We start from the raw sequence: 25888 nt of genomic DNA on the forward strand, positions 1-25888 counted from the left end.
ATGAAGAATTTTTGGATATTAATAGTGTTTTTGTGTTTTAATTTGTTTCAATCACAAGTTAAAGAGCCACTAGTCATACCCAAAAATGCAAAAATTGGTCTTTCGTTAAGTGGCGGCGGCGCTAAAGGCTTCTCACATGTAGGCGTTTTAAAAGTTATCGATTCATTAGGAATTAAAATCGATTATATCTCGGGAACCAGCATGGGCGCAATAATTGGAGGAATGTATGCGGCTGGTTATACAGGAAAAGATATCGAAAAAATTGTAATGGACACCGATTTTTATTCGTTAATTACGGATCCAACTTCACGAAAAGATGCTACTTTTTTTAATAAATCCGTTGACAAATATCTTCTAAATATACCATTGCAAAACGGTAAAGCTAGCTTTCCATCGTCTATTTCGACTGGTCAGCGTAATGTTTATATGTTGAAAGAGCTCCTGAAAAACGTATCAACAGTAACAGATTTTTCAAAGCTTCCGATTCCGTTTTTATGTGTTGCAACCAATCTAGAAAGCGGAAATATGCAAATTTTTGAAAAGGGTGATTTGGTTCAGTCCATTATGGCAAGTTCGGCGTTTCCATCATTGTTAGAACCTGTTAAGATTAATGATAGTTTGTATGTTGATGGCGCAATGACGGTCAATTATCCTTCAAAACCTTTAAAAGAAAAAGGAATGGATATTGTCATTGGTGTAGACCTTAACCAAGGTCTAGCAAAGCGTGATGATCTTAAAAGCATGATTTCGATTTTAAATCAAATTATAGATTTTGGAATTCAACGGGATACCAAAAGACAATATAAATACACGGATATCAACATAAAACCAGACTTGACAGGAATGACGGCTACAAGTTATGATAACAAAAAGTCTATTCTTGATAGTGGATATGTTGCTGCACATCGTTACGAAACAGTACTTGATCGACTTCCTAAACGCGAATACGAGCGTCTTAGAGTACCAATTAACCCAATATATAGCAATGTGTATAAGATTGATAGTCTCGTGCTAGAAAATGGTAAAATCTACGGTAAAAACTATGTTTTAGGAAAGATGGGATTGCGTACGCCATCCATGCAAACTTATGGTAGCGTTAACAAAATGATTGATAAGCTTTATGCAACCAACAATTATCGAATTATCAACTACGATATCGTTCAGAATGCTGAAACCAATTATTTAAAAATACAAGTAACAGAAGACGATACAAGACATTTCATCAAGTTTGGATTGCATTATGATGAGATTTTTAAAACTGGTTTATTATTAAATTATTCAGCAAAACGACTGTTATTTAAAAACACAGATTTATCTTTAGATTTAGTTGTTGGTGATAAACCGCGATATTATTTCAATTATTTTATTGACAATGGCTATATTCCTGGCTTTGGACTTTATGCATCTGGGATGAGTTTTGAATTATTAAATAAGAGCAAAAACGTTATCGAAGATTGGAAATGGTTCCGTAATGAAGCCTATCTACAATCTATCTGGAAAGATAGATATGCTTTGGGAGGCGGGCTAAGTTTTGATTATTTCGATACTGAAGATGCGTCTGGACAAAACTACAATTCGGACAGATATCTAAATCTTTATGCATTTGTAAAAAGTGATACGCAAGATGACAAGGACTTCCCTACTCGCGGATTTTATCTGAATGGCGAAGTAAAAGTTCTTGACGTATTTTCTAACGAGCTTGAGAAGAAACCTGTCCAAGCAAAGGCAGATATTAGGATGAGCTTTAGATTGTCCAAAAAATTCACATATAGACTTAATCTTTTTGGAGGATTTAGCTTTGGTGATGTTATTCCACATTTCTATCAATACAGGTTAGGCGGGATTTTCGAACAAAATTTTAATAATATAAAAGCCATGTCAGGTTATCAGTTTGGTCAAATTAATGATAATAACTTGATTTATGCTTCCAACGATGTGCAATTTAGATTTAACAAAAACTATTACATCATCGGTAATTTTAGCATTGCAAATATGTTCAAGGATTTTGGATTGGAAGATACGGCAAAAATTAGTTTTAGTTCTGTTGGTATAACTGCAGGATACAAATCGCCATTTGGTCAGATTAAACTTAATTTTAGTCAATCTATTAATAAACAAAAAGGAATTTTCAGTGTGATATTAGGACACTGGTTTTAAAATTATGATACAATTTTTCTTTGAAGATGTAGAGAATACGATTCAGCCGAACTATACAAATTGGCTTGAAGATTTAATATTAACAGAAGGTAAAAAACTTGGAGAAATCAATTACATCCTTTGTGACGACGAATATCTTTTAAAAATAAATCAAGATTTTCTTCAACATGATTATTATACCGACATCATCACTTTTGACAAAGTAAAGGGCAAAACAATAAACGCTGACATTTTTGTATCTTTGCAGCGCGTAATAGATAATGCGGAACAAATAGGAAAATCTAACGACGAAGAGTTGAGACGCGTCCTTGCACATGGCCTACTTCACCTTGTTGGATACAAAGATAAATCCGAAGCAGAACAAACAGAAATGCGTTCTAAAGAGGATTTTTATCTCGCATTATTTAGCGAAAAGTATCTTTAAATTAAAAATGTTTCACGTGAAACATTTTGTTTTTTTTTTTTTATTAAACTGAATGTAAAATGATATCAGAAATATATGACGTTATCGTCGTTGGTGCAGGTCATGCAGGTTGCGAAGCTGCTGCTGCTGCTGCCAATCTCGGTTCAAAAACTTTAATGGTTACCATGAACATGCAAACCATTGGTCAAATGAGCTGTAATCCTGCAATGGGAGGAATTGCAAAAGGACAAATTGTTAGAGAAATTGACGCTATGGGCGGTTATTCAGGGGTAATTTCTGATAAGTCCGCAATACAATTCAAGATGTTGAATCTATCAAAAGGTCCAGCAATGTGGTCGCCAAGAACACAAAATGACCGTATGTTATTCGCGCAAGAATGGCGTATCGCATTAGAAAACACGCCTAACCTTGACTTCTTCCAAGATATGGTTAAAAACCTTATTATCGAAGATAATAAAGTGGTTGGTGTTGTCACGTCATTAGGCATCGAAATTCGTGGAAAGTCAGTTGTATTAACTAACGGAACTTTCTTAAATGGTTTAATCCACGTTGGTGATAAACAACTTGGTGGCGGTAGAATGGGCGAACCTAGAGCATATGGAATAACCGAACAATTGGTTTCTTTAGGCTTTGAATCTGGCAGAATGAAAACTGGCACACCTCCACGGGTAGATGGTCGTAGCCTAGATTATTCGAAAATGGAGGAACAATCGGGTGATGAAAATCCGCAAAAATTCTCTTACTTAGATACTCCAAAACTAAAAGAACAAAGAAGCTGTTATATTGTCTATACCAACGAAGAAGTACATGAAGTTTTGCGTTCAGGATTCGATAGAAGTCCAATGTTTAATGGTACCATCCAAAGTTTAGGACCACGTTATTGTCCAAGTATAGAGGATAAAATTAATCGTTTTGCAGAACGTACAAGACATCAACTTTTTGTTGAACCAGAAGGCTGGAACACTGTTGAAATATATGTTAATGGATTCAGTTCTTCGCTTCCAGAAGATGTACAAATCAAAGCTATGAAGCTTATACCTGGTTTTGAAAATGTTAAAGTTTTCCGTCCTGGTTATGCGATTGAATACGACTACTTCCCTCCTACTCAACTTTATCATACATTAGAAACAAAATTAATTCAGAACCTTTATTTTGCGGGTCAAATTAATGGTACTACAGGTTATGAAGAAGCGGCTGGGCAGGGTTTAATAGCAGGTATTAATGCTGCTCTTAAAGTTCAAGATAAGCCTGAATTTACACTTAGTAGAGATGAAGCTTATATCGGTGTTCTTATTGATGATCTCATCACAAAAGGCACTGAAGAACCTTACAGAATGTTCACATCAAGAGCTGAATATCGTCTACTTTTAAGACAAGATAATGCTGATATTAGATTGACTGAAAAGTCTTATAATCTAGGCTTGGCAACGCAAGAAAGACTTGATCGCGTAAAAGACAAAATCGCTAAAAGTCAGCAACTCGAAGACTTCTTACGAGAAATGTCTTTAAAACCTGGTATTATAAATCCTATCTTAGAAAGTATAGAGTCAAGTCCTGTAGATCAAGCTTATAGAGCTGCACAAATCCTTACAAGACCTAATATGACACTTGAAAAACTGGAAGAAATTCCTGCCATTAAAGAGTTTGCAAGCCAATTTAATGATGAAGTTAGAGAGCAAGCTGAGATTAATATTAAGTACAGAGGTTATATTGAAAAGGAAAAAGAGAATGTATCTAAACTTAATCGTTTAGAAAATATCAAGATTCCTGAGGATTTTGACTTTACTAAAATCTCTAGTTTATCATCTGAAGCTAAACAAAAACTTAGTAAAGTAATGCCAAAAACTATTGCTCAAGCTGGTAGAATTAGCGGTGTTTCTCCTGCAGATATCAATGTTTTATTGGTATTTCTTGGTAGATAAATTGTGGATAACTTGTTAAATGTTCCACGTGAAACATTTATATAAGCTTAAAATATAGAAAAAGTATTAGATTGTGGAATTGTGGATAACTACAATTCCACTTTTAGAAAAGAATAAAACCTATTCATCAAAATTTAATGAAAATAAAAGATCATTTTCTTACTCAAGAAATTTTTGAATTAAAAGAAACCGAAACTAAAGGCGTTTGGAAAACCTCCCCTATTCCATCAAATCTTTCTAAATATTACGAAAGCGAAGATTACATTTCACACCATCAAGATAGCGGAAGTGCAAAAGAAAAATTATATAAATTCTTACAAGGTTTCAATCTTTCTTACAAGAAAAATATACTTTCAAAAAGCATAAATTCTGGACAAAATAAAAAAGTTTTAGACTATGGCTGCGGCGCTGGAGAATTTGTAAAATATATCGAAAATGATTTTAAAACTTTCGGTTTCGAACCAAATGATGATGCTAGAAATGCTGCAAAACAAAAAACTAGCAAGACCACTTTAGTATCGAATCTTGATGAAATTGAAGATCATTCTTTAGATGCCATTACGCTTTGGCATGTTTTCGAGCACGTGGAAAATCAAGAAGAAATGCTTTCTATCTTTTATAAAAAATTAAAAGCTGAAGGAAAATTAATTATTGCTGTTCCGAATCCAACTTCACATGATGCAATTTATTATAAAGAATTTTGGGCAGCCTACGACGTACCTCGACACGTTTATCATTTCTCAAGAAACGGAATGTTGAAACTTATGAACAACCATTCTTGGAAAGTTGAAAAAGTTAAGCCTCTCTTACTCGACTCGTTTTATATTTCGATGTTGAGTGAAAAATATAAAAATTCGAGCCTTTTTTGGCTTAAAGCAAGTCTTCGTGGAGCGATTTCTAACATAAAAGCATCTTTTTCTGGCGAATTTTCGAGTTTGATATATATTATCGGAAAAAAGTAGAAAATCGATTTTTGGCTATATTCTGAAAGCCGATTTTTGAGCATTTTGTGATTTTTTTGTGAAAACTTCAAAATTTTAGAAAAATAATGTGAATTTTAAAAATTCGACTACTAGCTTGAGAATCGCTCAAAAAAAATAATCAAGACCTTGACAAAATCTAAGACAAAAAAAACCGACATCTATTTGTCGGTTTTCATTTTTTTTATAATCTAAAAAGAATTAATCTTTGTTAATTGCAGCAACTCCTGGAAGTTCTAGACCTTCAAGACTTTCTAACATGGCGCCACCGCCAGTTGAAACATAACTAACCTTGTCAGCATAACCGAATTGCTTAACAAAGGCTACACTATCGCCACCTCCTACTAAGGAGAATGCTCCAAGTTTAGTGGCTTCTTCGATACTATCACCTAAAGCAATTGTACCATCAGCAAATTTTGACATTTCGAAAACACCAATTGGCCCATTCCAAAGAATTGTTTTAGAATTTAAGATCACATCATTAATTTTTGATCTCGATTGACGACCAGCATCCAATCCCATCCAACCTTCTGGAATTTCGTAAACGTTTACTTCTTCAGTATTCGCATCATTACTAAATTGATCAGCAATAATCACATCACTAGGCAAATAAACTTCAACTTTATGTTGCTTCGCTTTTTCTAAAATTTCTAAAGCTAATTGCAACTTATCATCTTCTACTAAAGAGTTTCCGATTTTGCCGCCTAAAGCTTTAATAAACGTAAATGCCATACCACCACCAATAATTAAATTATCAATTGCTGGTAAAATATTTTCAATAATAGTAATTTTAGTAGAAACTTTAGATCCACCAAGTATTGCAGTTACAGGTTTTTGACCAGATTTAAGAACTTTATCAATAGCTTCTAATTCTTTAGCCATCAACAAACCGAAAAATTTAGTTGAAGGGAAAAATTTAGCAATAACTGCTGTCGAAGCATGAGCTCTATGCGCAGTACCAAAGGCATCATTAACATAAGCATCACCTAGTTTCGAAAGTTGTTCAGCAAAAGCTTCGTCTCCTTTCTCCTCTTCTGCATGGAATCTAAGATTCTCTAACAACAAAATTTCACCCGCTTGTAAAGCAGCAGCAGCTTGTTCTGCTTTTTCACCAATCGATTCTTCAACAAACTTAACTTCTTTTCCTAAAACTTTAGAAACTTCAGAAACAATGTTCTTAAGAGAATATTTATCATTAACTTCACCTTTTGGACGACCAAGATGCGTCATTAAGATTACCGAACCGCCATCAGCCAAAATCTTATCAACTGTCGGTTTAACAGCAACAATTCTTGTATTGTCACTTACGTTAAGATTATCATCTTGCGGAACATTGAAGTCAACGCGTACCAAAGCTTTTTTGCCAGAAAAATTGAAATCCTTAATTGTTTTCATTCGTATTTATTAAATTTATTTCAGATTGGTTTGATATTTGAAACACTAGTTTCAACGATTACAAATGTAAGATTTCTCTTTAGCAAAAGACGAACTTTTCACACAAAAGATTCCACACCACTACAACAATCATTATCTAACAATTTTATTTATTTAAAAAAGAAAGAATATTGTTATTGTATATTGTAGTTGTGAGTTTTGTGGAAAAGTATTTTTGAAATTTTTGATAACATTTAATTTAAAGTCTATTCATATTCTATTAACATTTAAGATATTTGATTTTCAATAATTTAACTGAGTTTTCCACAAATGCTGATAAATATTAATAAGTCTAGATTATGGATATTTTAACTGGGGAATATATTTGGATTGGCACATCAAAAGTTTTTCAAGTTTGGGAATTGTTTTTCCATTTAGAAAGTGCAATATGAATTTTAATTCAAACTAAAAAGAACAATCTCAACCTAGTTTTCCACATTTGTTTTCGTAGTTTTCCACAGGTTTTGATAGGTAATATTAACAAAGTATTAATTATCGAGATCTTATTTAGTTATTCTTATCTTCCAAAGATTATCAATCAACAGAATAATATTAAATTTGTAGAAAATCTATCTAATATTATATAAAAGTAAATTATGAAAAAAATAGCTATTGCCGCTGACCATGCAGGTTTTGAGTATAAAGAATATCTTATAGAACAATTAAAAGATAAATACGAAATTCAGGATTTTGGGACACATTCTTTTGATTCTGTAGATTATCCAGATTTTGTACATCCTGCGGCTTCTTCTGTGGAAAACGGTGATAACGAACTTGGGATTTTGATTTGTGGAAGTGGTCAAGGTGTACAGATTACAGCCAACAAACATCAACAGATCCGTTGTGCGCTAGCGTGGATGCCAGAGATTGCAGCATTGTCTAGACAACATAATAATGCTAATATGGTCGCTCTTCCTGCAAGATTTATTGCAAAAGAGCTTGCCTTAGAAATCATTGAGAAATTCCTCACAACAGATTTCGAAGGAGGCCGACATCAGAACAGAGTCAACAAGATTGCTTGTTCTTAATTGTAAAAACCTTAGTATTTCTTAAAATATTAAGGTTTATTAATTTTTAAACCTATGAAAAGAAATAGAAGTCTAAAAAACGATCAGAAACTCATCGAATTAGGGAGAATTATTCTGCGTTTTATGAACCAAAATACCAACAAAATCTATAATTATAAACAGATTGCGAATGGTATAGATTACAAAAATCCAAGACAACGAGAATTGGTTATACAAGCCTTACATCGTCTTCTTGCGAGTGAAAAAATTAAAGAAACTGAAAAAGGTAAATACATCATCAACTTAAAAATCGAAGGTGCTTTAACTGGTATTATCGATTTTAACCAATCTGGTAACGCTTATGTAAGTGTCGAAGGTATAGAAGATGATATTTTTATCCATCAAAAAAATGTAAAAGATGCCTTACAAGGTGATAAAGTCCTTATTGTGACTTATCATTTTAAAGGAAAAAAACTAGAAGGTTCTGTTGTTAATGTTATCGAACGTGCAAAAGATACTTTTGTTGGGACTTTCCAAGATATTCCACATAAGGATTTTGGATTCGTAGTTTTTGATAAAAAGAATATGCATTCGGATATGTTTATCCCGAAAGATAAAGTCCATGATGCGACAGATGGCGATAAAGTCATTGTTAAAATGATAAAATGGGATGCGGGTAGCAAAAATCCAGAAGGCGAAATTATTCAAGTTCTAGGAAAACCTGGCGAACACGAAACCGAAATTCATGCAATTTTGGCTGAATATGGTTTGCCTTACAATTTCCCACCAGAAGTTGAAAAAGAAGCTGACGAAATCGATACCGAAATTCGTCCGGAGGAAGTTGCAAAACGTTGGGATATGCGAAATATTTGCACATTTACCATTGATCCAAAAGATGCAAAAGACTTTGACGACGCACTTTCTATTCAAAAATTAGAAAATGGAAACTGGCAAATAGGTGTTCATATTGCGGACGTTTCGCATTATGTACGTCCTGGGACTTTACTGGATGACGAAGCTTATGATCGCGCAACTTCAGTTTATCTAGTGGATCGCGTGGTGCCGATGTTACCTGAGGTTCTTAGTAACGGCGTTTGTTCGCTTCGTCCTAATGAAGACAAATACACTTTCTCAGCAGTTTTCGAAATGGATGATCAAGCTAAAGTTAAAAAACAATGGTTTGGTCGTACAGTAACGCATTCTGACAGAAGATTTACTTATGAAGAAGCACAAGAACGTATCGAAACTAAAGAAGGTGATTATCAAGAAGAAATTAATAAATTGGATGATCTTGCAAAGATTCTCCGTGATGAACGTATCAAAAACGGCGCGATTACTTTTGATAGAAGTGAAGTAAGATTTAATCTAGATGCAGATGGTAATCCGATTGGTGTTTATTTTAAAATTAGCAAAGATTCGAATCATTTGATTGAAGAATTTATGCTTTTAGCAAACAGAAAAGTGTCAGAATTTATTTCATTAAATAAAAGAAATGAGCCTTCTCACAACACTTTTATTTATCGTGTTCACGAAGATCCAGATCCTACCAAATTAAATGCTTTACGCGATTTTGTTGGTAATTTCGGTTACAAAATGAATTTAGCCAATGCTAAAACTACAACCGAATCTATGAATAAACTTTTACAGGAAGTAAAAGGTAAAGCGGAAGAAAATATGATCGAAACGCTTGCTATGCGAAGCATGAGTAAAGCTAAATACACCACCGAAAGTCTTGGTCATTACGGCCTAGGATTTGAGTATTATTCGCACTTTACATCGCCAATTCGTCGTTATCCAGATGTTATCGCACATCGATTGTTGCAACATTATCTAGATGGCGGCAAGTCGGTTGATGTGCACGAAGTTGAAGAAAAAGCTAAACATTGTAGCTCGATGGAGCGTCTTGCAGCCGATGCAGAAAGAGATTCTATCAAATACATGCAGGTCAAATTTATGGAGAAACATGTTGGCGAATATTTCAACGGTGTTATCTCTGGAGTTTCGGACTTTGGTTTCTGGGTAGAAATCCCTGAAAACGGTGCCGAAGGTATGATAAAACTTCGTGATTTAATCGACGATTCTTATAGTTTTGATGCTAAGAATTATGCGATCGTTGGTAGCAGAACTGGTAATACTTACCAATTGGGTGACCAAGTTAAGATAAAAGTTATGAAAGCTAATTTGTTGGCTAAACAGTTGGATTTCAAGATTATCAATTAATTATAATCATTAAGAATTTTTTAGTAAAGCTTAATTTAAGCTAAGGTTTATTAAAAATTCTTTTTCTTTGCAAGATACTATAAGCTATGTTAGAACTTATTTTATATGCAATTGTACTAGGAATCATGCTGAGTTTGGTGTTCATCGGGCCCATCTTTTTCCTCCTTATAGAGACAAGTTTTTCGCGTGGTCCCAAGCATGCTTTAGCATTGGACTTTGGGGTGATAACTGCCGATATACTCTGTATTGTTGCATCGTATTACGCAAGTGCCGACCTTGTGGAACTTATTGACAAACATCCCTCATTTTATCGGATTTCGGCGCTCCTCATTTTTATTTATGGCTGTATCATGATAGTTTCTAAAACCAAAATGCACATGAAGGGAGAAGAAAAACTTATCAGTCGTAATTATTTCAAAACCTTTGCTAACGGCTTTTTATTAAATTTATTAAATGTCGGGGTTATCTTATTTTGGTTGGTGACGGTAGTTTCCGTTCGTAATCAATATCCAGAAACTAATGATTTTATACTTTACATTGGGATTGTAATTTGTACTTATTTAGCGATAGATTTAGCGAAGATTTTCCTTGCAAAACAATTCCATGATAAGTTAACTCAAAAGGTTGCAAATGCCATCAGAAAGGGCGTTGGCGTTATCTTGATTATATTTAGTTTCTTTATATTTTTACAAAGTTTCAAAAAATTCAATCAGTTTGATAAAAAACTAGAAGAAGCCGAAAAAACTGAGGTTAAATACAAACGTTCGAAATAAAATGAAGTCTATTATTTTTCCTAAAAGTCTTAAAAAAGCTGATAAAATTGCTATTATTTCGCCAGCTGGTTCTGTTGAAGAATCGCAATTACAAAACACTTTAGATTTAATAATTTCTAAAGGTTACGAACCTATTTTGGGACAATATACTTTAGAGAAATTTCAAGATGGTTATAGTTACGCTGGTAACGAAGAACAACGTATTTCGGATATCAATTGGGCGCTCAACGATCCCGAAATTAATGCAATTTGGACAACACGTGGCGGTTACGGATGTCAACATTTGTTAGAGCATATCAAACTAACGGACTTTAAGAAAAATCCAAAATGGTACATCGGTTATTCGGACAATACTGCGGTACAAAGTTTACTTTTAAAGAAAGGTTTTGCGAGTGTCCATGGGCAAACTTTGAAGACTTCTTCTTTTGGCGTTAGCGAAGAAAGTTATGATTTGGTTTTTGATATTTTAAAAGGGAAAAAACTTAATTATACTTTTAAATCAAACGATTTTAATAAAAAAGGAAATACCGATGGACAAATTGTTGGCGGTAATTTAGCTTTGATTTATGCACTTTTAGGTACCAAATATTCTTTCGATTTTAAAGATAAAATTTTATTAATTGAAGATATCGGCGAGAATTTCTATGCGTTGGACAGAATGTTGATGAGCCTCGAATTGGCTGGTGTTTTCAGTAAAATTAATGGATTAATTGTTGGCGGAATGACCAATATGGGAAAAGAAGGCGAAAACAAAGCTTTTGAGGAGTCTTTTGATCCTTTCGCTTATCATTTGATAGAACATCGTGTAAAAGGCTATAATTTCCCTGTTTTGTACGAATTCCCTAATGGACATATTTTCGACAATCGACCAATTATTTTGGGCGCTGAAGTTGAATTAAACATTGGCAAAAAATCGGAAGTTATTTTTAAATCTTAAAAATGTCAGAACATTATGATTTCGGAAAACGCGCTGAAGATGCAGCTTGCGAATTTCTAGAGTCTAAAAAGTATCAGATTCTGGAACGCAATTTTCGATTTCTGAAAGCAGAAGTTGACATCATTGCAAAGCAAGATCAAAAACTTGTTATTATTGAAGTTAAAGCGCGAAGCGATAATCACATCATCAATCCGGAAGATGCCGTTAACAAAAAGAAAATGAAACTTCTTATTATGGCGGCTGATGGGTATTGTCAAGAATTAAATGAAGAATTGGAAGTAAGATTTGATATTATTTCTGTTCTTAAAACAAATACCAACGACTTAGAAATTCATCATATTGAAGATGCTTTCCAAAGTCATGAAATATAAAAACTCCGAAAATTTTCGGAGCTTTTGGTTTATTATTTTATCTCAACACAAGCGACTCTTCCACCTGAATTACCTGTTGGCTGCGTATGGAAATCATCTTTGTCCGCGTGAATAATGATCGCTTTACCGATAATATTTTTACTTTCATCCTTACATCCTATACACCATTTATCAGTTTTAAACTCCAATTGTGCCGTTCCGTTGGCATCAGCTTTTAGGTTTCCGATATCACCCATGTGGAAGTGTTCAGTTTCCCATTTACCATGTTGAGCGCCAGCAGGATTCCAGTGTCCACCAGTCGAAGTCCCATCTGTTGCCGAGCAATCCGCCTTCTCGTGAAGATGGATGGCGTGTTCTCCAGGTTTTAAATTATAGACATTAAGCTTCATGGTGACTTCCTTCCCTTTTTGTGAAAAATCTACATATCCTTGCGTATTAGTACCACTTTTTGGATAGATTGTGTAATGTTTATTTTGAGTAGAACAAGACGTTACTGCAACAGCAGCGCCCAAAACTCCGAGTAAAAATATAGGTTTCATAATCTTAAAATTTATATTGCTTTTTTGATTTTACAAAATATAAGCCAATCAGTTTGCTTACAATTAAGACTTGTGATAATAACAAAATTACTAAAAATTACCATTCAGTCTTGTTATTTTACCGTTCAGAAAAAATTAATTTTAATAAACGATTTTGGTATTTAATTTTGAGCCAGAAATAAACAACAAACTATGACTTCCAATTTTGCATTAAGAACAATGATTTTAGCTTGTACAAGCGTTGCAGCGTTTTCTTTTGCTCAGGTTAACATATCTGGAAAAGTGCTTTACAAAAACAAACCCGTTAAAGATGTTAATGTTAGCTTGAAAGATTCTTATGATGGCGCAACAACTGATGCCGAAGGTAATTACAAATTTCAAACTGATGAAAAAGGTGCTAAAATTTTGGTTTTTTCCCATCCAAAATATGAAAATTCTGAACAAAGTATTAATGTAGAATCAAATGATATTACAATTAATACAAATCTAAAAGAAAGTCTTAGCGAAATAGATGCGGTGGTGATTACTGCGGGAAGTATCGAAGCAAGTGATAAAAAGCGTGCTACTGCTCTACTGACGCCGCTTGACATCTATACAACTGCAGGAGCCGATGGACAAGTTACTGCAGCTTTAGGTTATCTTCCAGGTGTGCAAAAAGTAGGTGAATCGGAAGGACTTTTTGTTCGTGGTGGTACAGCTGGCGAAACCAAAATCTTTATAGATGGGACTTTGGTAAATAATTATTTTTCGCAATCGACGCCAGGATTATCGGGGCGAGACCGTTTTAATACGTCATTATTTAAAGGGAATGTTTTTTCGAGTGGTGGTTATTCGGCGCAATATGGACAAGCTTTATCTTCGGTTTTGTTGTTAGAAAGTGTCGATTTGCCGAGCAAAACTTCTTATGATTTTTCTTTGTCTCCTTTGTTTGCTGGAGCGAATTATCAAAAATTAAATGAAGCTAAAACCGCTTCTTGGGGCGTTTCTGCTAATTACAGCAACCTTGGATTAGTAAATGGCGTTTTTAATGCCAACACAGATTTTAGTAAAAGTCCTAATGGTTTTGGATCGGATGCTAATTTTAGGATTAAAACTAAAAAAGGTGGTTTCATCAAATATTACGGAAATTTCCAAACTGGAAGTATGGGCGTTAATAATCTTAGTTTGGAACCAAATATTGACCGAAGTGAAGTTGATCTAGAATCTAATTACACCTTCCAAACACTTTCTTATAAAGAAAAATTTGGAAAATATAAAGTTAATCTAAGTGCATCTTATAGTTTTAATCAAAATAATTTAGATTTTACAAATGTTGAAAATGGCATTGCTTCGGATACATTTGCAATCTATACAAAAGGAAATTATGTTAACGCAAAATCTGTTGTAGAACGCAAAATAAGCAAAATAAGTGTTTTCAGAACGGGTCTAGAATTTAATAATTCAATAGAAGATTCTCAGTTTGGAAGTTACAAAAAACATGTTACCGATCTTATTTCTTCTGGATTTGCGGAAACAAATTTAGCTGTTAACCGAAATTTTTCGTTGAGCCTTGGCGCAAGAGCCGAACATTCTAGCTATCTTGATAGATGGAACCTCGCACCAAGAGTTTCTATGGCTTATAAAATTTCTGATACTTGGGTATCCTCCTTGGCTTACGGAATTTATTATCAAAATCCTGAAAGCAAATTTATAAACTCAAATGCGCGATTAGGTTTTCAAAAAGCTGATCATTACATTTTCCAACTTCAACATAATACAGATGGGCGAAGTCTTCGATTGGAAGCTTTCTACAAAGATTATTCTTATTTGATAAAAACTGTGGGAAGTACTAGCTTTCAAACAGCGATCGACAACTCAGGAAATGGCTTTGCAAAAGGAATGGAGATATTTTGGAGGGATAGAAAATCCATCAAAGGTATCGATTATTGGTTGACTTATTCTTATCTCGATACAGAGCGTAATTTCATGAATTTTCCAACCAGTTTAACGCCAACTTTTGCTGCCAAACATACACTTTCGGCAGTGGCTAAAAAATTTGTTTTGAACTGGAAAACAGGATTTAATCTTTCCTACACTTATGCTTCTGGTCGACCTTATTATGATTTGACACAGGATTTTAACAGTAGCATCAGACATCAAGGTTATCTTAAAGATTACAATGCGCTCAATTTTAGTGTTAATTATGTACCAAGCATTGGCCGTACAGATAACAAAGCAAACACCGTAATTGTACTGGGCATTAATAATATTTTAGGAACGAAAAATGTGTTCGGATACAATTATTCTCAAGACGGAATGCGCCGTAGTCCAGTTTTGCCAGCTTATGATACTTTTGTATTTATTGGGGCGTTTATAAGTTTTGGCGTTGACAAAACCGATGATGCTATTAATAATAATCTCTAACGGTTCGGTATCAGAAATTGACGTTTCGGTATAATTTATTTTAAATCAAATACTTTTTGAACTTAAATTTAATCCAAGAAATTAAAACAACAAACAATTTATATTATGAAAAATTTAATCTTAATCGCAGCATTTATTTTTATCGGAGTTAAATCTTTTGCGCAATCAGCTTATGATAAAGCAATGACAGACAAAATATCCAAAGTTGAAACAACGATGAATCCTGACGATTTCACAGCTTTGGCTAATGACTTTGACAGAATCGGAACTAAAGAATCAAAACAATGGTTACCTTACTACTACGCTGCATTTTCAACAATCCAAAAAGGTAGATTGTTGATGCGTGCAAACAAACTCTCAGAATTGGATGCTGTTGCTGCAGAAGCTGATAAATACATTGCAAAAGCGGACGAACTTAGCCCAAATAATTCTGAAGTTTATGTTCTTAAAAAAATGTCTGCAAGCTTAAAAATGATGGTTGATCCAATGTCTAGATTCGTGACTTATGGACAAGAAGCGCAACAACACTTAGCAAAAGCAAAAGACTTGGATGCTAATAACCCAAGAATTACCGTACTGGAAGCAGAAGACACTTACTTCACGCCTGAGCAATTTGGTGGTAGCAAAACGAAAGGAATCGAACTTTTCAAAAAAGCTATTTCGCAGTTTGGGACTTACAAAATCAAAACACCTCTAGATCCTAACTGGGGAAAGATGGAAGCTGAATATTTTTTAGGTCTATCAGCTAAATAAAAATTATTAAATATTTCTAAAACTAAATCTTTCGGTTAAGCTGAAAGATTTTTTTATTTTGAAACTTTCTGTATTTTTGATAGAAATAAATATTATATGAAATTAAGAAATACTGTACTTAGTATCAGTTTGATGTTTTTTACCAATACTTATGCTCAGAAAATGAAATTAGGTTCTTACCCAAAAGCTGAAAAAGGAAGCCAAGTTGATAATTATTTTGGGACGCAAGTAGCTGATTCTTATCGCGATCTAGAAAATGACTCTCCAGCGACTAAAAAATGGGTTGACGAAGAGGTTGCTTATTCTCAAGATTATCTTTCGAAAATCCCTTATAGACAAGAGATTAAAAATCAATTAAAGAAGCTTTGGAACTACGAAAAAATCTCTGCGCCTTTTAAAGAAGGAGGTTATACTTATTTTTATAAGAATGATGGATTACAAGCGCAATCTGTTCTTTATCGCAATAGCAGAAGATTAAAAACAGCAGAAGTTTTTCTTGACCCAAATAAATTTTCAGAAAAAGGAACGACGTCAATGTCAAATATTTCTTTTAATAAAAAAGGAAATTTAGCGGCATATTCTATCTCAGAAGGTGGTAGCGACTGGAACAAAATCATCATTATCGATACCGAAACCAAAAAACAAATCGATGATACTTTAGTTGATGTTAAGTTTAGCGGTATTGCATGGCAAGGTGATGAAGGCTTCTACTACTCTAGTTATGACAAGCCAAAAGAAGGCACTGTACTTTCTGGCATGACCGATAAACACAAGGTTTATTTCCACAAATTAGGAACAAAACAATCTGAAGACAAATTGATTTTTGGTGGTGAAAAAATGCCAAGGAGATATCTAGGAGCTAGTTTAACAGAAGATGAAAGATTCTTAGTTATTACAGCTGCTAATGCTACCAACGGTAATGAGTTGTACGTAAAAGATTTACAAAAAGCTGGTGATTTTGTACAACTTGTAAAAGGTTTTGACATCAATGCAAGTGTTATTGATAACGATGGCGAAAATCTATTTATATATACTGATAAAGATGCGCCTAATGGCCGGTTGGTAAAGGCAAATATGGCAAATCCAACACCTGATAAATGGACTAATGTTATCCCAGAAACCGAAAATGTTTTAGGAATAACTTCTGGCGGTGGTTACTTCTTTGCAACCTACATGATTGATGCGATTGACCAGGTTAAACAATATGATAAAACTGGGAAATTAGTTAGAAATATCGAACTTCCAGGTAAAGGAAATATTGCTGGTTTTGGCGGAAAATCTAGTGATCAAGATGTTTATTTCACTTTTACAAATTATGTAACGCCATCTAGCGTATACCGTTATAACATCGCTGCGGGAACTTCTCGTCAAACGCAACGTCCAATTGTGGATTTTCAGTCAGAGAATTTTGTGTCAGAGCAGGTTTTCTTCACATCAAAAGATGGAACCAAAATCCCAATGATGATCAACTATAAAAAAGGTTTGAAAATGGATGGCAAAAATCCTACAATCCTTTATTCTTATGGTGGATTTAATATTAGTTTGCAACCAGCATTCTCTGTGGTTAATGCCATCTGGATGGAAAACGGAGGTATCTATGCTGTACCTAACATCCGTGGTGGTGGCGAATATGGTAAAAAATGGCACGATGCAGGAACCAAGCAACAAAAGAAAAACGTATTTGAAGATTTTATAGCTGCTGGAGAATATCTACAATCCAAAGGTTATACATCCAAGGATTATATGGCACTTTCTGGACGATCTAACGGTGGTTTGTTGGTTGGTGCGACGATGACAATGCGTCCTGACCTTGCGAAAGTTGCCTTCCCAGGTGTTGGCGTATTAGATATGTTGCGTTATAACAAATTTACGGCGGGAGCTGGTTGGTCTTACGATTACGGTACGGCTGAAGATTCTAAAGAAATGTTCGATTATCTAAAATCTTATTCGCCGGTTCACAATGTTAAAAAAGGTGTGTGCTACCCTTCTACAATGATCATTACAAGTGATCATGACGACAGAGTTGTGCCAGCACATTCGTTTAAATTTGGGGCAGAATTGCAGGAAAAACAGTCTTGTAAAAATCCAATTTTATTAAGAATTGAAAAAAATGCAGGTCACGGCGCAGGTCGTTCTACAGATCAAGTCATTGGTGAAAATGGCGATTTATTATCATTTGCACTTTTTGAAATGGGTATTAAATCTTTAAAAAAATAAATTTTAAATAAAATTCCTCGATAATTTTTGTCGGGGAATTTTGTTTTTGGAAAGTTATTTGCATGCTTTTAACAACTTAAAAATCAACCAAATTCTATGAAAACAAATCTTATTATAGCAACAGTTTTGCTAAGTTTAGTAAGTCTTTCTTGCAAAAAAAATGAAGGCGGAAACAAAGGCGTTATTTCAGAATCTTCATCATCAGAAACGACAGTTGTCGATAATAACGGAAAAGTTGATACATTAACAACATCAACAGAGCAAACAACTAATGGTAACCAAACCATCGAGACTTCGATAGCTTACAAAGGATTAGACGGGACACGCGCGAAGGCGACTTTCTCTTCTGGAAAAAGTGGAAAAACACTTGTTATCGAATCAGCAAATAATCAAAAATATCAATTAGATTTTAAATCTAAAACTGCTGATGGCGAACATTATGAAAGAAATGGTGTTTCTGCAAATACTAAAGGTGATTCTTTGATTATTTCTCAAGGCGACACCGAAATACCATTGGTTAAAGTTAAATAATTTACCAAAACTAAGATTAAATAAAAAAGGGATTTGAAACTCCTTCAAATCCCTTTTTTTCCGTCCAAGATCATCTCGATCATTTTAATTTTCCGGCGTTCGCGTGTCTCTTCTTTTTTGGCTTCTTCTATCCAACGGATATATTCTTTACGGTGTGTGTAGGACATTTTCTCGTAAAGTTCTTTGGCTTTTTGGTTCTCATACAACAAAATTTTAACATCATCAGGAACCACCACTACTCTTTCTTCTTTGTCTTTCCAAAGTTTAACATCAACTTGATCTCCAAACGTTTTTCCAAGTTGTTTTCTAACGGCTTGTGTTAAGCCTACACAATGTCCAAAACCCATATTAGCAAGACTTCCGCGGTATTCAACTTTGTCATCAAATATGACTTTTGTTTTAACTTGGCCTTTAGTCCCAAACAATTTTTGAACATCAAAAGGAAAAACAACAAAAGCGGCATTTATATCATCGTGTTGTTGGATTTGTGCTGAAAAAAGAATTGAATTTTCCATAGTTTAAAAATACGAAAAACCTCTCCGAAGAAAGGTTTTTGTTTTTAAAGATTTTTATCTCTTAAATTTTACTCAAAAGCGTTCTAAAGTTCACTTTATCGTCGATAATTCTTCTCAGTTCAGAAACCGGAACACGCTCTTGTTGCATCGTGTCTCGGTCACGTAAAGTGACCGTGTTGTCTGTTAATGAATCGTGGTCAACCGTGATACAGAAAGGCGTACCTAAAGCATCATTTCTTCTGTAACGCTTACCAATACTATCTTTTTCTTCGTAAATTAAATTGAAATCATATTTCAAATCATTGAAGATTTTCTCTGCATATTCGCCCAAACCATCTTTCTTCATTAGCGGAAGAATTGCAGCTTTTATAGGCGCCAAAGCTGGTGGAAGCGATAAAACTGTTCTTTCAGAACCATCTTCCAAAACTTCATCTTTTAGACAATGCGAGAATATTGCTAAGAACAATCTGTCTAGACCAACCGAAGTTTCTACAACGTACGGAACATAACTTTCGTTTCTTTCAGGGTCGAAATATTGTAATTTCTTACCCGAATGTTTTTCGTGAGCGGTAAGGTCAAAATCCGTTCTCGAGTGGATTCCTTCCAATTCTTTGAATCCGAATGGGAATTTAAACTCAATATCCGCCGCCGCATTCGCATAATGCGCCAACTTTTCGTGGTCGTGGAATTTGTAATTCTCTTGTCCTAAACCTAAAGCCAAATGCCAGTTCAAACGCTTTTGTTTCCATTCTTCGTAGAATTTCAATTCAGTTCCTGGCGGAACAAAGAATTGCATTTCCATTTGCTCGAATTCACGCATTCTGAAAATAAATTGTCTCGCAACAATCTCGTTTCTAAAAGCTTTTCCGATTTGTGCAATCCCGAAAGGCAATTTATGTCTTGACGTTTTTTGTACGTTTAGATAGTTTACGAAAATTCCTTGTGCCGTTTCTGGGCGCAAATACAAATCCATTGCAGAATCTGCCGAAGCTCCCAATTTCGTCCCGAACATCAAGTTGAATTGTCTTACTTCCGTCCAGTTTCTAGAACCTGTGTCAGGATCAGCGATTTCTAATTCTTCTATTAAAGCTTTCACATCCGCTAAATCATTATTTTCTAATGAACGAGCCAATCTTTTTAACGCTGCATCTTGCTTTGCACGGTATTCCAAAACTCTTGGATTGGTCGATTCAAATTCCGCTTTATTAAAAGCGTCTCCAAATCTTTTCGCCGCTTTTTCTATCTCTTTTTCAGCCTTATCTTCAAGCTTTGCAGCCCAATCTTCAACCAAAACATCGGCGCGGAAACGTTTTTTAGAATCTTTATTATCGATTAACGGATCATTGAAAGCGTCAACGTGCCCCGAAGCCTTCCAAATCGTAGGATGCATAAAAATCGCCGAGTCAATACCCACGATATTTTCGTTCAACTGAACCATTGCTTTCCACCAATATTGCTTGATGTTATTCTTTAGTTCAGCACCATTTTGTCCATAATCGTATATTGCCGAAAGCCCGTCGTACACCTCGCTAGAAGGGAAAATAAAACCATATTCTTTTGCGTGCGACACGACTTTCTTAAAAACGTCTTCCTGTTTTGCCATAGTTCCAATGAGTTATTATGCAAAAATAGGCTTTTCTTTTGTCCTAGTCAACGGTCGAGCAGCAAAATTATTAGGAGCCGGGAACCTGCTTTCGCTACTCGCTATCTTGCTATTTTTTTTCCTAGGCTTTGTCCACGCAAGATGAGCTCAAACATGCCGCTCTATCAGGGCTAGGAGATTTAGGATATTTATATAGTTTGGATAATAATCACCCAACTTCGTACTTTTTAAAATAAAATGAATATCCTATTTTCTCAGTACAAAAACGAATTAATTTTCCAACACACTTAAATTAATCACGAAATTTGTGTAAAATCAAAATTATGAAAGCAGGCTTTTTTCTTTTTATCGCGATTGTTTTTGAAATTATTGCCACCACGTTTCTCAAAAAATCCGAAGGTTTTACAAAGCTGATTCCTACCATTATTACAATTATAGGCTATGCCAGCGCATTTTATTTTCTCAGTCATACACTGAAAACCATTCCTGTTGGGATTGCTTATGCCATTTGGTCAGGCGTAGGAATTGTGTTGATTAGTTTGGTGGGAATGTTTGTTTTCAAACAAGTCCCCGATCTTCCAACAATCATCGGAATGGTGTTAATCATCGCTGGCGTTGTGGTGATAAATGTTTTTTCTAAATCTAATGTTCATTAATTTCGAAAATTTAAAAGTACGTCAGTTCGAGTGCTTTTTCGAAATGAAATGAAGAAAAAATATATCGAGAACTTATTATAAAACTTCTCGATACGCTGCGCTACTCAAAGTGACGTTGAGTCAAGTGTTTTAAAAAACTTATATTATCTTTACCCGTTGTGCATTTTGAGGTGTTTTCGTCACTTCGAGTAGATTTTTTTAAAAAAATCGTATCGAGAAGTTTGTAATTTTGAAGATAAATCTATTCTCGATACATTTTTTCTCCACTCTGTTACGAAAAAACACTCGAATTGACGAATCAAATATTAAAATGTTTCAAAATGCACAACGGGTTATCTTTAGAAAAAATTATTTAAAATATGAGAAAACGTTTCGAATACAAAACTGTGGAAGTTAAATCAAAAAGCGTGTGGACTAACGAAGTACCAACTGACGAAATTGATGAAACTCTCAATAAATATGGACAAGATGGTTGGGAACTTGTTGCGATAAAAGTAATTAGTTCTATGGGAACATCACTTTCGAATTTGTACACCTTTAAAAGAGAACTTTAAATCATTTCCTTTTCAGCGAAACTTCCTTAAATTTATATGACATTTCACTACTTATGAGAAAAATGGAAGAACATTATGTCACTCGAATTGGCTGGTTGCGTGCTGCAGTTTTGGGTGCGAATGACGGTTTGCTTTCCACCACAAGTATAGTTATTGGCGTTGCTGCGGCTCAAGCGACAAGAGATTCTGTGGCTTTGGCAGCTCTTGCAGGGATGATTGCAGGTGCAATGTCGATGGCAGCAGGAGAATATGTTTCTGTGAGTTCACAAGCCGACACTGAAAAAGCCGATATCGAACGCGAACGAAAAGAACTTGAGGAAAATCCAGAGTTTGAACTTCTAGAATTAGCTAAAATCTACGAAAAAAGAGGCGTTTCAAAAGCTACGGCTTTGCAAGTTGCCAAAGAATTACATTCTCACGATGCGCTAGAAGCACACGCCAAAGACGAACTCGGAATCAACGAAATTTCTGCCGCAAGACCTTTACAAGCGGCTATTGCTTCTTTCTTTTCATTTTTGGGCGGCGCAATTATCCCAATGATTGTTGCACTTCTTGCTCCAATCGAGAGGATGGTCTATTGGCAATACGGACTTGCCCTATTTTTCTTAATGGTCTTGGGTGCCATCGCCGCAAAAACAGGAGGTTCTAATATTCTGACAGGCGTTCTTCGTATCGGCTTTTGGGGGACATTTGCGATGGGAACAACCGCTTTAGTAGGACATTTTTTTGGAACAAATGTTTAAACTTTAAATTATTTCTGCTCGGTTTCTTTTAGTTTTTGTTTCAAATCGTTCATTTGAGATTGCAGGAATTTTATTTCGCTGCTTGTGGACGTTGTTTGCTTGGAATAATGCCAAACCAATTCGATGTCTTTATTCAGCATATCGTGTTCGTACAACTCGTTTTTCGATAAAAATGTGGAGTCGTTCAGAACGGTAATATCCAAATATTTTTTATCTCCTTTTTTGAAGGCTTTGTAGTTTACAATAGCTATTTCAGGTGTTTTATCTTCAATTTTTTTAATGTATTGGTCGGCTTCAATTCTAAAATTTTCTTTATTCCATTTTTTAACGGTTAAGAAAATACTTGGTGTCAAAACCAAAATCGAAAGAACGGTAATAATCAAAGTGGTCTGCTTACTTTTCCCTTGAGAATTAAGTAAATAATAGCGTTGATACCCCAAAATGATGCTCAAAATCCAGGTTCCAATCCCGATAAACACGCAATTCACCAAATAATAATACAAACCACCGAAAAAGTATTCCCAATTTCCATTGGCCAAACCAAAACCAGCCGTGCAAAGCGGCGGAATACAAGCGGTTGCAACCGCAACTCCTGCAATAGTTTTAATGGCTTCTTTTCGAGTTATCCCAATAAACCAAGCCAAACCACCAAAAAGCGCAATCATACAATCGAAAACTGTCGCTTCCTTAAATGCTTCCAACTGACTTGTTTCCGAATGAAAAGGTGTAATCATAAAATAAACTGTAGACGCCAAAAGACTGGTGACAATCATGATGAGCCAATTCCAAACTGAAAGCTTAATTAAGTTTTTATCATGAATTGAAAGTCCAAACGAAAGTCCAACAACGGGTCCCATCAAAGGAGAAATTAACATTGCGCCAATCACCGCAGCTTGACTGTTAACATTCAAACCAATGCAAGCAATTGCCATTGCACAAACCAATAACCAAAGATTATGACCTCGAAAATGAATGCCTTCTTCAATCTCGTTGTAGGTGTCTTTCTCCTCTTCTTCCTTAGAAAGCCGAAACAGGTTTATAATATTGAACAAACTCATCAAATTGATTTTATAACAAAAATATGTAAAAATTGGACTTACGCTTTTCATCATTTTATAAATTCTTTGTTTACACACACATTAAAAATTTCTACAAGAAATCTTTATTTTTGCAAAATGTTAGAAATTCTGTATCGTGACGAGCATCTTATCGCCATCAATAAACCCAGCGGCTTGTTGGTGCACAAATCCTATTATGCAGGACCTGCGGACGAATATGCGGTAGAAAAACTAACGAACCAAATTGGTCAAAAAGTGCATCTTGTTCACCGATTAGACAGAAAAACGTCAGGTGTTTTGCTTTTTGCTTTAAATAAAGAAACCTTGAAACTCATCAGCGACCAATTCATGAGTCGTGACGTTGAAAAGAAATACATTGCGATTCTTCGAGGTTGGACAAAAGATGAAGAAACCATCGATTACGACTTAGCAAACGAAAATGAAGTTATCCAAAATGCCATCACGTATTATCGTCGTTTACAAACATCCGAAATCGATTTGCCTTTTAGAAAACATCAAACTTCGCGATACTCATTTGTGGAAGCCATTCCTGAAACTGGAAGATTTCATCAGTTAAGAAAGCATTTTAAACATATTTTGCATCCCATTTTGGGTTGCCGAAAACATGGTTGCAACAAGCAAAATAAATTGTGGTTGCAGACTTTCAATATTACGGCGATGCCTTTGCATTCGCATCAGCTAAATTTTGTTCATCCGATAACAAGCGAAGAAATCTCAATTAACGCAAGCCTAAACGTCAATCCAGAATTTTTGGAAATCGCTAAAATTTTGAGTTTTGATTTAAAGCAATACATATAAATTAAGAAGGCTTAAATCAATTTAGACTTTCTTTTGTTTAGAAATTATAGCTCATTGCCATGCCATTACCAGCCGATTCTACTTTAAAATAAGGTTGAAATGCCATTGCTTCTTCATTTTCTGTAGCTACTGCTTTTTTGAAGTTTTTGACAGCTCCTGAAAAAAAAGGAATGCTCAACAATGCAATAGCTGCGCTAACACCAAATACTGTCAATCGAGCGGAGTTATTAGGCTTCACTTTAGAAGTCTCACCAAAAGGAGTGTATATAGTTGATTCATGTGAGTTAAAAAGGATATGACCCAAGCTCAAACCCATCCCGAAGCCTCCTGTATGTGCTAAAATATCACCCACCGTTTTGTTAGTTCTTCCTTTTTTTACAAAGATGATAGCTTCTCTATTGCTAAAAACTTGATTGTATTTTGAAATTTTGTAGTTTGTTCCATTTTTTTCGAACTTGCTTCCGTTGAATGTAACTTGCGCAAAGCTAACTTGACTTAATAAAGCGACGGATAATAGTAGTGTTTTTTTTCATAGTTTATTTTAGATTGGCGACTCTAGTTTTATTTTTTGAATTAAAAATAAAAATGCGGACATATTGCCCGCGCTTTCTTTCACTTTTACGATTTCGAATTGATCGTAAGTTGTACTTTGTCGTGTTTGGATGTTAATCTATTGTAGGGTTTGGATAGATTGTGGTTGTAGAAACTGAGGTTTCGTTTGTTCCTAAATTACCAGTAACTTTCAAAGAGTAATCTTCCACTTGTCCATAGTCAAAAGTTCTACAAGGATCTGTCCTGAAACCAGCATATTGTAAAACCAATATCATTCTTAATTTTGGTTTTTTAATAGCACTGCTTGGTACAGTAAATGGTATTTTGAATGGTTTGTTAAATGTTGGCAAGCCAGAACCTCCAATCATTTCATTAGCTCCAGAGAAGCTACCATCGTTGTTCCAGTCGATATATGCGCCATAAGTTTCAGCAGAACTTCCTCCTTGTGTTATGCTACTAAGAATTAGTAGGTTTTTTTTTATATTAATAATTATTGTTTTGGAGGCTGCAATATAGAAAAAAATTAATTTAAAATATATTTTTGGTTAATAATTAACCCTTTTTTTGTTTTTAATCAAAGATTTTTTATTTAAATATAGGTTTTTGAAAAGGATGCAATAATTGATTATTTAAATGAATACTTCATAATTGTGGAAAGATATTATAACCCGTAGTGCATTATAAAAAAGGTTACTCATAATACGAAAATTTCGTATATTG

24 protein-coding genes are annotated in these 25888 nt (G+C 34.6%); 17 read left to right on the plus strand and 7 right to left on the minus strand.

What is annotated here, in order from left to right; genetic code table 11:
• From RT037_RS01655 to RT037_RS01670, 4 genes are all read left to right on the plus strand, one after another.
• Positions 1 to 2157 carry a patatin-like phospholipase family protein gene (locus RT037_RS01655; RefSeq protein WP_313027585.1) on the plus strand — a complete coding sequence of 719 codons (2157 nt, stop codon included), beginning with the start codon at positions 1 to 3 and terminating at the stop codon, positions 2155 to 2157.
• A gap of 4 nt (positions 2158 to 2161) precedes the next feature.
• Positions 2162 to 2581 carry an rRNA maturation RNase YbeY gene (gene ybeY / locus RT037_RS01660; RefSeq protein WP_312324590.1) on the plus strand — a complete coding sequence of 140 codons (420 nt, stop codon included), beginning with the start codon at positions 2162 to 2164 and terminating at the stop codon, positions 2579 to 2581.
• 59 nt (positions 2582 to 2640) lie between these two features.
• Positions 2641 to 4503 carry a tRNA uridine-5-carboxymethylaminomethyl(34) synthesis enzyme MnmG gene (gene mnmG, locus RT037_RS01665; protein ID WP_313027588.1) on the plus strand — a complete coding sequence of 621 codons (1863 nt, stop codon included), beginning with the start codon at positions 2641 to 2643 and terminating at the stop codon, positions 4501 to 4503.
• 137 nt (positions 4504 to 4640) lie between these two features.
• Entirely contained in the window at positions 4641 to 5465 is an 825-nt protein-coding gene (locus RT037_RS01670) for a class I SAM-dependent methyltransferase (RefSeq protein ID WP_313027591.1), read from the plus strand.
• Between the two features lie 219 nt (positions 5466 to 5684).
• Here the strand turns inward: RT037_RS01670 and RT037_RS01675 are convergent, their stop codons facing one another.
• On the minus strand, positions 5685 to 6878 hold the full coding sequence (locus tag RT037_RS01675) for a phosphoglycerate kinase (RefSeq protein WP_313027594.1): 1194 nt from the start codon (positions 6876 to 6878) through the stop codon (positions 5685 to 5687).
• 635 nt (positions 6879 to 7513) lie between these two features.
• Between RT037_RS01675 and rpiB the strand changes: the two genes are divergently transcribed.
• The 5 genes from rpiB to RT037_RS01700 all read left to right on the plus strand — a co-directional run bounded on the left by rpiB (position 7514) and on the right by RT037_RS01700 (position 12225).
• Entirely contained in the window at positions 7514 to 7945 is a 432-nt protein-coding gene (gene rpiB, locus RT037_RS01680; RefSeq protein WP_313027599.1) for a ribose 5-phosphate isomerase B, read from the plus strand.
• A 54-nt stretch (positions 7946 to 7999) separates the two neighbouring features.
• Positions 8000 to 10144 (plus strand): ribonuclease R, encoded by a 2145-nt coding sequence (gene rnr / locus RT037_RS01685; protein WP_313027602.1) that lies wholly within the window; start codon positions 8000 to 8002, stop codon positions 10142 to 10144.
• 86 nt (positions 10145 to 10230) lie between these two features.
• Entirely contained in the window at positions 10231 to 10917 is a 687-nt protein-coding gene (locus tag RT037_RS01690) for a LysE family transporter (protein WP_313027605.1), read from the plus strand.
• Between the two features lies 1 nt (position 10918).
• On the plus strand, positions 10919 to 11854 hold the full coding sequence (locus tag RT037_RS01695) for an LD-carboxypeptidase (RefSeq protein ID WP_313027609.1): 936 nt from the start codon (positions 10919 to 10921) through the stop codon (positions 11852 to 11854).
• 2 nt (positions 11855 to 11856) lie between these two features.
• On the plus strand, positions 11857 to 12225 hold the full coding sequence (locus RT037_RS01700) for a YraN family protein (protein WP_313027612.1): 369 nt from the start codon (positions 11857 to 11859) through the stop codon (positions 12223 to 12225).
• A gap of 32 nt (positions 12226 to 12257) precedes the next feature.
• On the opposite strand, the gene RT037_RS01705 is transcribed toward RT037_RS01700, so the two are convergent.
• Positions 12258 to 12764: a superoxide dismutase family protein gene (locus tag RT037_RS01705; RefSeq protein ID WP_313027617.1), complete on the minus strand. Its 507-nt coding sequence runs from the start codon at positions 12762 to 12764 to the stop codon at positions 12258 to 12260.
• Between the two features lie 192 nt (positions 12765 to 12956).
• Between RT037_RS01705 and RT037_RS01710 the strand changes: the two genes are divergently transcribed.
• The 4 genes from RT037_RS01710 (at position 12957) to RT037_RS01725 (ending at position 18668) form a co-directional block, all read left to right on the plus strand.
• Complete coding sequence (locus RT037_RS01710) at positions 12957 to 15167, plus strand: carboxypeptidase-like regulatory domain-containing protein (protein WP_313027624.1); 2211 nt, start codon at positions 12957 to 12959, stop codon at positions 15165 to 15167.
• Between the two features lie 105 nt (positions 15168 to 15272).
• Positions 15273 to 15920, plus strand: a complete 648-nt coding sequence (locus tag RT037_RS01715; protein ID WP_312321776.1) for a hypothetical protein — start codon at positions 15273 to 15275, stop codon at positions 15918 to 15920.
• 96 nt (positions 15921 to 16016) lie between these two features.
• Positions 16017 to 18137 carry a prolyl oligopeptidase family serine peptidase gene (locus RT037_RS01720; protein WP_313027629.1) on the plus strand — a complete coding sequence of 707 codons (2121 nt, stop codon included), beginning with the start codon at positions 16017 to 16019 and terminating at the stop codon, positions 18135 to 18137.
• A 96-nt stretch (positions 18138 to 18233) separates the two neighbouring features.
• Positions 18234 to 18668, plus strand: coding sequence for a hypothetical protein (locus RT037_RS01725; RefSeq protein WP_312321778.1), 435 nt, complete (start codon positions 18234 to 18236; stop codon positions 18666 to 18668).
• A gap of 44 nt (positions 18669 to 18712) precedes the next feature.
• Here RT037_RS01725 and RT037_RS01730 read toward each other — a convergent pair whose 3' ends face one another.
• A complete protein-coding gene (locus tag RT037_RS01730; RefSeq protein WP_313027631.1) occupies positions 18713 to 19183 on the minus strand; it encodes a YdeI/OmpD-associated family protein in 471 nt (156 codons plus the stop codon).
• 61 nt (positions 19184 to 19244) lie between these two features.
• Positions 19245 to 20786, minus strand: coding sequence for a glycine--tRNA ligase (locus RT037_RS01735; protein ID WP_313027634.1), 1542 nt, complete (start codon positions 20784 to 20786; stop codon positions 19245 to 19247).
• Between the two features lie 323 nt (positions 20787 to 21109).
• Between RT037_RS01735 and RT037_RS01740 the strand changes: the two genes are divergently transcribed.
• The 3 genes from RT037_RS01740 to RT037_RS01750 all read left to right on the plus strand — a co-directional run bounded on the left by RT037_RS01740 (position 21110) and on the right by RT037_RS01750 (position 22739).
• Positions 21110 to 21442, plus strand: a complete 333-nt coding sequence (locus RT037_RS01740) for an SMR family transporter (RefSeq protein ID WP_312321782.1) — start codon at positions 21110 to 21112, stop codon at positions 21440 to 21442.
• Between the two features lie 359 nt (positions 21443 to 21801).
• Positions 21802 to 21996, plus strand: a complete 195-nt coding sequence (locus tag RT037_RS01745) for a DUF4177 domain-containing protein (RefSeq protein ID WP_312321783.1) — start codon at positions 21802 to 21804, stop codon at positions 21994 to 21996.
• 53 nt (positions 21997 to 22049) lie between these two features.
• A complete protein-coding gene (locus RT037_RS01750) occupies positions 22050 to 22739 on the plus strand; it encodes a VIT family protein (RefSeq protein WP_374330173.1) in 690 nt (229 codons plus the stop codon).
• An 8-nt stretch (positions 22740 to 22747) separates the two neighbouring features.
• Here RT037_RS01750 and RT037_RS01755 read toward each other — a convergent pair whose 3' ends face one another.
• Positions 22748 to 23797, minus strand: coding sequence for a DUF389 domain-containing protein (locus tag RT037_RS01755; RefSeq protein ID WP_313027641.1), 1050 nt, complete (start codon positions 23795 to 23797; stop codon positions 22748 to 22750).
• Positions 23798 to 23914: 117 nt separating this feature from the next.
• On the opposite strand from RT037_RS01755, the gene RT037_RS01760 reads away from it, so the two are divergent.
• Complete coding sequence (locus tag RT037_RS01760) at positions 23915 to 24616, plus strand: pseudouridine synthase (RefSeq protein WP_313027644.1); 702 nt, start codon at positions 23915 to 23917, stop codon at positions 24614 to 24616.
• A gap of 37 nt (positions 24617 to 24653) precedes the next feature.
• On the opposite strand, the gene RT037_RS01765 is transcribed toward RT037_RS01760, so the two are convergent.
• Together RT037_RS01765 and RT037_RS01770 are read right to left on the minus strand one after the other, a co-directional pair.
• Positions 24654 to 24968, minus strand: coding sequence for a hypothetical protein (locus tag RT037_RS01765; protein WP_313027647.1), 315 nt, complete (start codon positions 24966 to 24968; stop codon positions 24654 to 24656).
• A 313-nt stretch (positions 24969 to 25281) separates the two neighbouring features.
• Complete coding sequence (locus RT037_RS01770) at positions 25282 to 25707, minus strand: GEVED domain-containing protein (protein WP_313027656.1); 426 nt, start codon at positions 25705 to 25707, stop codon at positions 25282 to 25284.
• Between the last annotated feature and the right edge of the window lie 181 nt (positions 25708 to 25888).

This window comes from Soonwooa sp. (genome assembly GCF_032062245.1).
Taxonomy (GTDB): Bacteria; Bacteroidota; Bacteroidia; order Flavobacteriales; family Weeksellaceae; genus Soonwooa.